The 11,760-nt window shown below is 53.5% G+C and carries 8 protein-coding genes; 4 read left to right on the forward strand and 4 right to left on the reverse strand.

Annotation, left to right across the window (positions count from 1 at the left end; translation table 11 throughout):
* Positions 1 to 16 precede the first annotated feature (16 nt).
* Genes CWE14_RS08280 through CWE14_RS08290 form a run of 3 tightly spaced genes read right to left on the reverse strand, consistent with a single transcriptional unit; the run spans position 17 to position 5,439 of the window.
* Entirely contained in the window at positions 17 to 1,243 is a 1,227-nt protein-coding gene (locus CWE14_RS08280; RefSeq protein ID WP_157981801.1) for a CsiV family protein, read from the reverse strand.
* Positions 1,244 to 1,299: 56 nt separating this feature from the next.
* On the reverse strand, positions 1,300 to 4,773 hold the full coding sequence (mfd, locus tag CWE14_RS08285) for a transcription-repair coupling factor (protein ID WP_126798939.1): 3,474 nt from the start codon (positions 4,771 to 4,773) through the stop codon (positions 1,300 to 1,302).
* 60 nt (positions 4,774 to 4,833) lie between these two features.
* The gene (locus tag CWE14_RS08290; RefSeq protein WP_126798940.1) at positions 4,834 to 5,439 is read right to left on the reverse strand and encodes a PilZ domain-containing protein; all 606 of its coding nucleotides are present in this window, start codon (positions 5,437 to 5,439) and stop codon (positions 4,834 to 4,836) included.
* Positions 5,440 to 5,531: 92 nt separating this feature from the next.
* On the opposite strand from CWE14_RS08290, the gene CWE14_RS08295 reads away from it, so the two are divergent.
* The 3 genes from CWE14_RS08295 to CWE14_RS08305 are packed head-to-tail and all read left to right on the forward strand — an operon-like array spanning position 5,532 to position 8,701.
* Positions 5,532 to 6,767 (forward strand): lipoprotein-releasing ABC transporter permease subunit, encoded by a 1,236-nt coding sequence (locus CWE14_RS08295; RefSeq protein WP_126798941.1) that lies wholly within the window; start codon positions 5,532 to 5,534, stop codon positions 6,765 to 6,767.
* A gap of 6 nt (positions 6,768 to 6,773) precedes the next feature.
* Complete coding sequence (gene lolD, locus CWE14_RS08300; RefSeq protein WP_126798942.1) at positions 6,774 to 7,457, forward strand: lipoprotein-releasing ABC transporter ATP-binding protein LolD; 684 nt, start codon at positions 6,774 to 6,776, stop codon at positions 7,455 to 7,457.
* Positions 7,454 to 8,701, forward strand: coding sequence for a lipoprotein-releasing ABC transporter permease subunit (locus CWE14_RS08305; protein ID WP_126798943.1), 1,248 nt, complete (start codon positions 7,454 to 7,456; stop codon positions 8,699 to 8,701). Before lolD ends, CWE14_RS08305 begins: the two co-directional genes overlap by 4 nt.
* Positions 8,702 to 8,711: 10 nt before the next feature.
* On the opposite strand, the gene CWE14_RS08310 is transcribed toward CWE14_RS08305, so the two are convergent.
* Positions 8,712 to 9,284 (reverse strand): DUF2062 domain-containing protein, encoded by a 573-nt coding sequence (locus CWE14_RS08310; RefSeq protein WP_126798944.1) that lies wholly within the window; start codon positions 9,282 to 9,284, stop codon positions 8,712 to 8,714.
* A gap of 30 nt (positions 9,285 to 9,314) precedes the next feature.
* Here CWE14_RS08310 and CWE14_RS08315 point away from each other — a divergent pair, with 30 nt between their 5' ends.
* A complete protein-coding gene (locus CWE14_RS08315) occupies positions 9,315 to 11,708 on the forward strand; it encodes a DNA internalization-related competence protein ComEC/Rec2 (protein WP_126798945.1) in 2,394 nt (797 codons plus the stop codon).
* Positions 11,709 to 11,760 lie beyond the last annotated feature (52 nt).

Consider the following 11,760-nt stretch of genomic DNA (forward strand, 5'->3'; position numbering starts at 1 on the left):
TTTTGCTTTGAAGTGGCTAGCGTCTGGACGATAAGTCGGTGCGGCGTATCTGCACCAGGATGCCAAAGTTGGGATGGTCGAAGTAGTGCGTTTCGTGGCTGATAACCCGACGCAGTTGATTAAAGTAATAACCACGTAAGAAGCTCGCAGCTGCCTCTTCCTGACGTAAAGCCGCATTGGCTTGTGCTTCCAGCGAGGTAGCCTGCAACGGAACCTGCACTTCGTCGCGCAGGTTGAATTCGCCGTCAATGTGTAAGTAATTCCCGACCAGATAAATGTGCATTAGCCCGTCGAATTCCCATACATCCTGTGGCAGATTGGCTGGAGGATTAGCCGGTCGTTCTGGTAATCCTGCCGTTTGCCGGTCTGGGCGGCTAAACGGTGTCTGACCTTGTTCAATCAGGTTCAATAAGCTGTGAATTCGTTCCAATGGAGCATTTTGTTGTTGTAACAAAAAGTTAGGGTTGTCGCTACGGTCAGCGACGACGCTGTCAAAATCATGGGCAAAGCCAAGGTAATCGTACTCGCTGGTGTAATTCTGGCCGCCAAATAAGCGGATCTTACGACCTTGGTTGCGACTGTATACGGGCTGGCGCCAACTGGTGTGAAGCAAGGTAGACTTACCTCGTTGACGCTCCAGTTGTTGGCGTAGCGAGTTTAGTTCAAAGCTTTCAGTTGGCATCAGGAAAGGCGACTCAGTGCTGTAGATGTCACCACCTTCACCATTGATTTGCTGCGCGGCCACTTCGCGCATTTGAGATCGTTGCGAACCCGCTGCTCCGCTGATACCGAATGCGCCGGTGATCAGGGCTTCTTCAATCGAGTCTCTGCACAGTGATATCTGCTGGCGCTGGCCTGTAATGAATGCAGGTTCGCTGAGAATACGTAAACGCTGGACAACTTCAAACCAGTGATTTTCGTCATCTTCTGTACAGGTGGGAATGATCTCTAGCGCCGGGGCCAGTTGTTCACGGCGATAGTCGTTGAGCAGGTCGAGGTGATTCCGCAAAGGAACAGGCCGGAGTTGTAGCGGAAAGTATTCCTCATCGGCATGGCGCTGTGGATCCTGCTTAAAAACCAGCACCTCAATCTCAAACCAGCGCAAATCAGCGCCAGGCTGATCATTGGCGTGTGCTGTAGCGCTCGTTAACAGAGCACTGGCACAGAGGGTTGCTAAGCATGCGCTGAAGCTGCGCTTGGCGAAACCAAAAGCAAGCCAGCTGCGGCGAACTGACCTGGTCAAAGAAGATGCTGTACGTCGCTGTGCGTTCAATCCTGTTTCCTCGTACCTGGTGGTTATTAAGCGGCGGTTAACTGCTGAAGTACTGACTGTATCAGTTTTACCCGTGAATGAGTATCTTCCACACCCTGCTTGACTTTAAGCCGGGTCGGACCGTCCATGGCAAAGGTCGCCGGGTCTCGTTGCAGCATTTGAATAATGATCGCTGGGTCGACCTTAGCGTCCTGATTAAATTCAATATGCCCGCCCTGGGGACCGATCTCAATTTTACGTACGCCGATGGGTTCTGCACGCAGCCGGATCTCGCTGACCCGAATAAGATTTTTAGCCGCATCAGGAAGCAGGCCAAAACGGTCAATCATTTCAATCTGCAAATCTTCCAGTTCCGCCTCTGAGCGTGCTCCGGCGATGCGTTTATACAGGCTAAGGCGCGTATTGACATCGGCAATGTAATCGCTCGGCAGCAGGGCCGGAATGCGCAGTTCAATTTCGGTTTGCTGTTTAAGCAGCAGGTCAATACTAGGTTCTTTACCCGCTTTGAGCGCTTCCACTGCTTCTTCCAACATATCCATGTAGAGTGTAAAACCAATACTTTCAATCTGACCGCTCTGGTCATCGCCAAGTAATTCTCCGGCACCGCGAATTTCCAGGTCGTGGGTTGCAAGCACAAAGCCGGCACCGAGGTCTTCCAACTGTGCGATCGCTTCAAGCCGTTTCACTGCGTCTTTGGTCATCCGTTTCGGGTGCGGTGTCAGCAGGTAGGCATAGGCCTGATGATGTGAACGACCGACACGACCACGTAGCTGATGCAGCTGGGCCAGACCAAGGTGGTCAGCACGGTCCATAATGATGGTATTGGCGCTAGGAATGTCGATACCTGTTTCAATAATGGTCGTACATACCAGTACGTTAAAGCGCTGATGATAGAAGTCGGCCATGATGCGTTCAAGTTCACGCTCGTTCATTTGACCGTGAGCTGTGGTAACGCGCGCTTCAGGTACCAGCTCGGTGAGCATTTCCGCCGTACGCTGAATACTTTCCACGTTGTTATGGAGAAAATAGACCTGACCGCCGCGCAAAACTTCACGCAAAATAGCTTCACGCACAGTTGCCTTGTCAAATTCGCGGACAAATGTCTTTACTGCCAGTCGCTTGGCTGGCGGTGTCGAGATAATCGATAAGTCGCGAATACCGTTCATCGCCATGTTGAGTGTGCGAGGAATTGGTGTCGCGGTAAGGGTAAGAATGTCCACTTCTGCACGCAGACGCTTAACCTGCTCCTTTTGACGCACGCCGAAACGGTGTTCTTCATCTACCACCAACAGGCCTAAATCATGAAACTTAATGTCTTTTTGGAGTAATTTATGAGTGCCAATAACGATATCGACTTTGCCAGCTTCGAGGTCAGCCAGCACGTCGAGAGTTTGTTTGGTAGTTCTAAAGCGGGATAGTACCTCGACCCGCACCGGCCAGTCGGCAAAACGGTCGCGGAAGTTCTCATAATGTTGCTGCGCCAACAGGGTGGTGGGCACTAACACGGCCACCTGTTTGTTGTCGTTGATGGCGGTAAAAGCTGCGCGCATGGCAACTTCTGTTTTCCCGAAACCAACATCACCACAGACTAGTCTGTCCATAGCCCGCGGCGCCTGCATGTCGGCGAGGACAGCGTGAATTGCCTGCAGCTGATCATCGGTTTCGGTAAATGGAAAGCCATCGGCAAAGCGAGCATGGTCGCTGTCACTAACCTGAAAGGCATAGCCTGGTTTGGATTCGCGTTTTGCGTACACCGCGAGCAGCTCGGCGGCAACATCGCGGACACGCTCTGCGGCTCTGCGTTTGGCTTTCTCCCAGGTGTCGTTACCTAGTTTGTTCAGTGGTGCGCTTGATTCTTCGCCGCCACTGTAACGGCTGATGAGGTGCAGTGCAGCGACTGGCACGAATAGCTTGGATTGCTGGGCGTATTCGATACACAAAAATTCGGTGGCGGTGCCACCTGCATCCAGCGTTGTCAGACCCTGGTAGCGACCAACGCCGTGGTCGAGGTGAACCACCGGCTGTCCAATCGACAGCTCAGCCAGATTTTTAATTAAGGCATCGGCAGATCCCGCCTGGCGGCTGTCCTGACGGCGGCGTTGCGCGATCTTGGCGCCGAGCAATTCACTTTCAGTAATAAACCACAGGCTTTGTTCGGGGTCGCGGGCATAAAACGAATGTGCAACCGAGCTGACCACAATCCCAGAGTCGATATCTGCGTGGATAAAGTCGCTAAAATTTTTGACCACCTGGGGGTGAATACCAGCCCGTCCGAGCAGTTCGAGCAAGCTCTCGCGCCGGCCTGCCGATTCGACGGCAAAAAGAACACGTTCGCCTTTTTCCTGCGCCTTTTTATACAGACTGCGGATCCGCGCCAGAGGGTCGTCGGCTTTATGCTCAATTTGAATCTCGGTCACTGCCTTGGTGGCAAACTGAACGGGCCCTGGTTGGCGGGTCCCTTCCGGCACGCCAAGGCGGATACGCGGGCGGCGTTTAAATTCAGCGTTTAGCTCTTCGCTGCGGATAAACAGCTGGCCAGGCGGAAGCAAGGGCCGGTTCTTATCCCAGCGGCGGTCGTCATAACGGTAATCAATATCCCGCCAGAGTTGCTCCATCTGCTTTTGCAAATCACCTTGGGTAACCAACAGGATATCGTCCGGAAGGTAGTCAAATAAGGTCGCAGTAGAGTCAAAAAACAGCGGCAGATAGTATTCGATGCCAGCGGGCAAACTGCCCTGGCTGACCTGCTGATAAACCGATTCTCGCGCTCTGGATGCGTCAAATTGCTCACGGTACTGACGCCGGAAAGTTTCGATACCGGCGTCTGCAGTTGGGAATTCATGTGCTGGCAGCAAATGGATGCGTTCAACCGGGGCCGCGGAGCGTTGGCTGTCGACATCGAACGGGCGGATGCTATCAATGTCATCATCAAAATAATCAATTCGGAATGGCTCGGTCGCGCCCATCGGGAATAAATCAATAATCGAACCACGCACACTGCATTCGCCATGTTCCATCACCTGGTTTACAAAGCGATAGCCCGCCTGTTCTAGTTGTGCGCGAAACTTCTCCAGCGGCTTGTTATCACCGGGTTGCAGAATAAAGGCTTGGCCTTGCACGTAGGACGGCGGGGCGATGCGGTGAAGCAGGGTATTTAATGAAACAATCAGGATACCCTGTTCACTCTCGGGCAATGTTGCCAGCACCCGTAAACGTTCGGAAATAATATCCTGGTGTGGCGAAAAGGTGTCGTAGGGTAAGGTTTCCCAGTCTGGAAAGACGCTGATATACGGCGCCAGGCGCGGGGTGAAGAAGCGAATTTCCTGTTCCAGCCGATACGCAGCAGGGGCGTCAGCAGTGACCAGTAAGATCCGGCGCGGTTCCCGCTCTGCCAGAGAAGCCAGGGCGAGAGCGCTGCTACTGCCTTCTAACTGGCGCCAGGTTTTGTCTTGCTCGTTGGCCGGCACTGCGTCGGCCTGAAATACAGAAATTGCTGCCATGAATGATAATGCACACGATCAATGCTGGAAAAGTCGCTAGTGTAGCAAAAAGCGTTCTGTTTAGGGCTTATTTGCACGCTCGCTTGCACGTTTTTTTAATAGCCGGGTTTGTGCATGTAATGCGGCACGTACCATCAACTCCTGGTCTTCCTCGCGCAGACGGCGAAACAGGGCTGTGACTCGGTAACCATCTCCATTTTGCTCGCAGTCGATAATCTCGCCGTAACCGAAAATGGCAGCCGATTCTGCACTCAGAAATAGTTTTAGCTGAACCAGTTGCCCCGGCTCAAATGACGCGGCGGAATAAAAGCCAATACCGGCGCCACCGTATTCGTATGCTTGATAACGATAGTCGGGGTCGTCTTCATAACGTAGCAGGTAGCCTAGCAGCGCATTCAGCTTTTGATTCTGCTGGGTGAGTATATTAAGAATTGCCTGACCGGGTTCGCCGAGCGAGCGAATTTGCTGCCAGGCAGCCTGATCCGTTTGCTGCAGTTCACCAGCCATGCGAAAGACCAGGGGCAACTCACTAAGGAATACCTCTTCATCTGGCAGACCTGCTTTGTCGTCCAGTGGAATTACATTGATATCGAGTGCTTCTTTTATGGCGAAGTACTCAGCGTATTCGTCGCGGGCCTGTTGCAGATGGTCAGTCGATGTTGTCATTTGTTACTCGTTTGCCAGTTGTGCCATGGGCTTATTGTCTTTATGCTTTCACACTTTACTTTAGCAAACCAGACTTGAACAGGCGCAATCATATGTTTCAGCCCGCTCCGTTGTTTTTAGGCGTGCGCTACAGCCGCAGTAGTCAGGGCTCCGCGTTTACCCGCTTCATTAACCGTTTCTCTTTGCTCGGGATTATGATTGGAGTCGCGGCGCTTATTGTGGTGACATCGGTTATGAACGGCTTTGAAAATGAGCTGAAAAATCGCATTCTCGGTGTCGTCCCCCAGGTCACTATCAGCGCCACAGCCAACACGGGTATGGCCGACTGGCAGGCCCAGCGGGCAGCGCTGAAATTGCCCGAATCGGTTTTACACAGTAGCCCTTATGTGCAGATTGAAGGGCTGGTGCAGGGGCGTGGTCAGTTGAATGCCGTTATGTTGCAGGGGCTTTACCCGGAATTTGAAGACCATCACAATGTCGTCACGCGACATATGGTGCGCGGTAGCTTAAACAATCTCGAAGCAGGCGAATACGGCATTATTCTGGGGCGTCCGCTGGCCAATCGGTTGGATGTTCAGGTCGGTGAGCAGGTCCGCATTGTCGCCGCTGCAGGCGGCCAGTTTACCCCGGTCGGGGTGATGCCGGCTCAGCGTATGTTCCGCGTCGTCGGGCAGTTTGAATTAGGTGCAGAGATAGATCGCCAGCTGGTACTGATGCACGGCGATGATCTGGCGCGCTTGTTGCGCTTCCCTGAGGGTCATGTCAGTGGGATACGACTTTACCTTGATGATGCGTTCCGGGCTGAACAGGTTGCTGCCGTTCTCGCACCACAGGTGAATGAGGAAAGCCGCATCGGACAGTGGACCGAGCGCTACGGGCGGTTATTTGCTGCGGTACGCATGGAGAAAGGGATGATGCTCTTTATGCTGACGCTGGTGGTGGCGGTTGCAGCTTTTAACGTAGTCTCGGCGTTGGTTATGGTGATTCACGATAAACGCTATGACATTGCCATTTTACAGACTCAGGGATTGTCGCGCCCTGCGGTCTTCGCCATGTTGCTGGTGCAGGGGGCTTACAACGGGATCGTGGGCACACTGCTGGGGGTGTTGATTGGTCTCTTGCTTTGTCTGCTGCTGAACCCGCTGCTAGATGCCTTTGGCGTCGGTATCATGGCCTACACTGACGGTGCTGGCTTACCCATAGTGATTGAACCATGGCAGGTCACCGGCATTGCGCTGCTGGCGCTTGTGTTAACCCTTTTCGCTACTATTTACCCAGCCTGGCGCGCTGCGGCTATTAAGCCCGCGCAGGCACTTCGTTACGAGTAACCGATAATGACTAATTTGCTTCAATGTAACCATATCAGTAAAACCTTTACCGACGGTGAGCAACAGGTCAAGGTACTGCAGGATGTCAGTTTTTCACTTGCTGCTGGCGATATGATGGCAATCGTCGGGTCATCGGGTTCAGGAAAAAGTACACTGCTGCATATTCTCGGCAGTCTGGATACGGCGACAGCGGGCGAAGTGGTGATGCAGGGCCAGTCGTTGAACAGTTTGAAAGAGCGTCAGCGTGCCAAATGGCGTAACCAGAAGCTCGGCTTTATTTACCAGTTTCATCATCTTCTCGGAGAATTTTCGGCGCTGGAAAATGTGGCGATGCCGTTGTTGATTGGTGGCATGAATCCGGCGAAGGCCAAACAGCAGGCGGCTGAGCTGCTTGAACGCGTTGGCTTGGCGCATCGCATGACCCATGCGCCAGCCAAGTTATCCGGCGGCGAGCGGCAGCGGGTTGCGATCGCCCGCGCCTTGGTCAATCAGCCAGCTCTGGTACTAGCAGATGAACCGACCGGAAATCTTGATGAAACCACCGCGGAAACCATTTACAGCCTGATGCTGGAACTGAATGAACAACTGAATACCGCATTCATTGTGGTAACCCATGACCAGCACCTGGCGAACCGATTGCCGCGTCGCGCCATGCTGCATAACGGTCAGCTTGAGGAAACCCCACGATGAAGTTCGCTTTGCCCTGGTTGCTGGCACGGCGATTTCGTCGTAGCAAGCATAAAAACCGATTCGTAAATTTCATTTCGGCATCCTCTACTGCTGGCATTGCACTCGGCTGTGCCGCCCTGATTGTATTGCTTTCGGTCATGAATGGTTTTCAGAAAGCATTGGAAGAACAATTACTTAGCCTGGTGCCCCATGTTCAGTATGAAGCCGTGCGAGATGGCTTGCGAGACTGGCGCCAGGTGGTCGCAACCGCGGAAGAACATCCGCGGGTGATTGCGGCTGCGCCGCGGGTACTTATTAACGGCATGATCCAGCAGGGGCGGGGCTTCAAAGGGGTTACGGCGCAGGCTATCGACCCTGAGCTTGAGCCCCGTGTATCCGGATTAACGGACTATATCAGCAGCGAGGACTGGCAGCGATTTGTTGATCAACCGCAGGGCATTCTACTGGGCTACGGACTTGCTGAATCGTTGGACCTGAAAGTGGGAGACCGGGTTAATTTGCTGGTCCCGCAAATTGATAGTGATCGTCAGAGTTTGCGTGCTCCGCGACGGCTTAGCCTGGAGCTTGCCGGAACCTACCGACTGGGCGGCGAACTCGATTACCAGCAAGCCTATTTGCATTTAGAAGAAGGGCGTAAAGCAATGGGCCTGAGTAGTGAAGCAAATAGCGTACGGTTGCGCCTGGATGATGTTTATCAGGCGCCGGTGGTGGCCAGTCAAATTGCTGCTCAGTTGTCCGAATATGCGTATATCAACGACTGGACACGTACAGAGGGGCATCTCTACCGTGACATCCAGCTGGTGCGTAGCGTAATGTATCTGGTACTGGTGCTGGTATTGGCAGTAGCCAGTTTTAACATCGTTTCGACCCTGGTGATGGTAGTTCAGGAAAAACGCTCGCAGATAGCCATTCTCAAGACCATGGGTGCAAATGACCAGATGATTATGCGCACGTTTGTCTTGCAGGGAACCTTAAATGGACTGATAGGGATCCTGATTGGTGCAGTGAGCGGCGTGCTCTTAGCCTGGCAGTTGCCGACCATTTTAAAAATGCTGGAAAGCTGGTTCGCGTTTTCGTTGCTGGCGGATGATATTTACTTCGTCAGCTCTATTCCTACCGACGTGCAGTGGCTTGATGTGCTGCTGGTGTTAGGGGTCGCCCTGTTAACCAGTATGCTGGCAACCTTGTATCCGGCGTGGAAGGCGACCAAAGTAAATCCGGCACGAGCACTGGTGGGCGATTAATCTCTGCTGGCTACTGCTGATTGTGCTTCGGGGGCTGAAGCCCCTCCTGCTGGCGCTGTTGCCGCTTACTGGCACGCAGGCGCTGGCGTTCGCGCCAGGCTTTTATTGCCGCCTGACGCCATAAAATCCGGATAGTAATAAACGCCGATAAACTGGACAACCCGCCTAATAACAAGCAGCCGAGCAGAAACGGTGGGACTACGGTACCCAGGCTGGCAGCGAACCAGGCGAGTGAGGGTTCAAATAAGAAAGGCTCGGATGGACGGCCAAGAATGAGCGACCCAATCTGATACGAAGCATAGAATAAGGGGGGCATGGTAATGGGGTTCGAGATCCAGACCAATGCCACCGACAGTGGAATGTTGGCAGAAAAGAAAATGGCCATCGCGGCGGCGATGATCATCTGAGCCGGGACAGGCAAAAAGGCGACGAACAAGCCGATGGCAAAAGCACGTGATGCCGAGCGTCGGTTAAGGTGCCATAAATTCGAGCGTTGTGCGACGCTACCAAACATGCGCACGGCCTTACTGCTGGCTATTTTCCTTGGGTCCGGCAAAAAGCGCTGAATTGTCTTTTTTGGCATGGATGCTGACACCTACAACAGGTAACTACTATGGATTGGTGGTTCACTGGCGTGCTGCTAGGCACGCTTTCATCAGCCTGGTTACAACCGGACTGGGCGCTATGGCCCTGGACCCTGCTTTCTATCGCTTTGTTCTGCTGGCTGAAATCACCACTGGTAGCAGTTTCCGGTAGCGAAACGCGTCACCTGACGTGGTTACGTTCGCTTTTGATTGTGACACTTGGCCTATTGTGCGGTATCCAGTGGTCCTTAATCAATGGCAAAGCGGCGCAAAGCTGGAATTTACCTGTTAAAGATTATCGACAGCCACTTTCCATTGACCTTCGTGTAGACAGCATAGTCGAAGAGAACGAGTTACGCTGGCGCTTTACCGGGCGTTTGCTACAAGGGCCCGCAGACTGGCCTCAGGCGCAACCGGGACCGCAGCCGAGGATACAACTTGACTGGTATGAGGCGCAGGGGCCTGTACCGCGGCTGGGTGAACACTGGCGTTTTGAAGTCCGCCTTCGACCGGCGGTCAGCAGCCTGAATCAGGGCGCTTTTAACTACCAGGCTTACCTTTTCCGACACGGCGTGCGGGCGACTGGTTATATTACCGCGGGCAGCCGGTTATCTGCGGCGAGTTCGGCCAATGCAGGTGCTCGTCAGTCTCTGTATGATCAGTTTTCAGCACGTCGGAGCGAGCTTGTCCATGCTGATGTCCTGATGGCGTTGGTGCTCGCCGAGCGGCAATGGATTAGTCAACAGAAATGGCAGTTGCTGCAACAGACCGGCGTTGCGCATCTGATGGCGATCTCAGGTTTGCACCTTAGCATGGTCTTCGGTTTCACCTTTTTTCTGTCGCGCGGGATCCTGGGGTTTTGCCTCTATCGGTTACCGGGAGCATTCTCGGCGCGGTTAAATATTCTGTATCTGGCGTTGCTGACAGCATGGTTGGCGGCGCTTGGCTATGCCATGTTGGCGGGGTTTGCGGTCGCTACCTTACGAGCCCTATTGTTAATCAGCTTGATCATCGCGTTGCGACTTGGGGCCAAACGACTCAGCAGCCTGCGGCTTTTGCTGCGTGCGGTGGTACTACTGCTTATTTTTGACCCGCTGGCGTTTCTTGATGCGGGTTTTTGGCTGTCGGTGGGGGCGGTGGCCGCTATCTTCAGCTGGCTCTGGCGGCTGCCAGTTCCGCCTGTGCATGGCAGCCTAATCAGTCGATGGCGACTGGGTCTGATCCAGCTTAGCCGGCTTGAAGTGATGCTGACGCTGATGCTATTGCCGCTTTCGGTGGTGTTTTTTCAGGGCGTTTCCTGGCTGGCACCGTTAACCAATCTGATTGTCGTCCCTGTGTTTAGTTTTGCTGTGCTGCCATTAACCTTATTTGCGGCACTGTTGTTTCCTCTGGCACCGACGATAGCAACACTGTGCCTGCAGGTAAGCGATTCCATACTCCAGTTAGTATGGTCACTGCTGATCTGGATGCAGCCGATGGCTTGGTGGCCTGTAGCAATGCCTGGTCTGGCTACGTTGACCGTTGCCGGGATACTTTGCCGCTACAGTCTGTGGTCGGGACAACTGCAGCTCCTGGTACTTGCTGCATGCCTGACTAGCTTGCTGTTGCTATATGGTCGGTATAGCTGGTGGCGGGAGAGCGACCCCAGGTTATGGTTGCATATGCTGGATGTCGGGCAGGGCAGTGCGCTGGTCATTGAACGAGCGGGTCGGGCGATGCTGGTTGATAGTGGTCCCGGCTTTGGCATTGACGGGCATCTCAGCGACCGGGTTATTATTCCGTTCCTGCGTCGACGTGGTTTAACCCCTGATGCACTGGTACTCACCCATCGCCACCGCGATCATACCGGGGGGGCGAACGCATTGTTAGCCGCATACCCGAAAATGACGGTGCTGGATACCGATGGAGCCTACTGGCCTTGTCAGTGGGGTCAGCAATGGCTTTGGCAAGACGTCCGTTTAATTGCGTTAGCGCCTCTGCCCGCGGCACCGGCTGATTTTTCCTATGGGGTTAACAATGAAAGCTGTGTTATTCATCTCAGTTACCGGGGCACAAAGGTACTGTTACCCGGCGATATTGAACGAATTGCCGAATTTCGTTTGGTTCAGCGCTATGGTGACCGCCTACAAAGCGATGTGTTGCTGGTGCCTCATCATGGCTCAAACACCTCCAGCCATGATTTGTTTCTCGACGCGGTGAAACCACAGTGGGCTTTGCTCAGTAGCGGTTATCTGAATCGTTTTAATATGCCCCATGCTGAGGTGCTTGAACGTTTTAATGACGCGGGGGTGGCGCTGTATAGCAGCGCTGAAGAGGGACAGGTTTCGATGCTTTGGCAGCCATCGGAGGGGCAAATAGCGCATTGGAAGGTCTACACATACCGTCAGCATTATGGACGTTTTTGGTTCAATCAATTACCTTGAGGTCCCTGGCGCTGGTCACATGGCCTACCTTTCAGGTAAAATGCCGCAGTCT

Origin of the sequence: Aliidiomarina soli, assembly GCF_003986975.1 — a bacterium.
Classification (GTDB): Bacteria; Pseudomonadota; Gammaproteobacteria; order Enterobacterales; family Alteromonadaceae; genus Aliidiomarina; species Aliidiomarina soli.

Bases quoted from the DNA above. Each gene is read 5' to 3' on its own strand.
- mfd (WP_126798939.1), bottom strand. From the start codon at position 4,773: ATGGCAGCAATTTCTGTATTTCAGGCCGACGCAGTGCCGGCCAACGAG.
- CWE14_RS08290 (WP_126798940.1), bottom strand. From the start codon at position 5,439: ATGACAACATCGACTGACCATCTGCAACAGGCCCGCGACGAATACGCT.
- CWE14_RS08295 (WP_126798941.1), top strand. From the start codon at position 5,532: ATGTTTCAGCCCGCTCCGTTGTTTTTAGGCGTGCGCTACAGCCGCAGT.
- lolD (WP_126798942.1), top strand. From the start codon at position 6,774: ATGACTAATTTGCTTCAATGTAACCATATCAGTAAAACCTTTACCGAC.
- CWE14_RS08305 (WP_126798943.1), top strand. From the start codon at position 7,454: ATGAAGTTCGCTTTGCCCTGGTTGCTGGCACGGCGATTTCGTCGTAGC.
- CWE14_RS08310 (WP_126798944.1), bottom strand. From the start codon at position 9,284: ATGCCAAAAAAGACAATTCAGCGCTTTTTGCCGGACCCAAGGAAAATA.
- CWE14_RS08315 (WP_126798945.1), top strand. From the start codon at position 9,315: ATGGATTGGTGGTTCACTGGCGTGCTGCTAGGCACGCTTTCATCAGCC.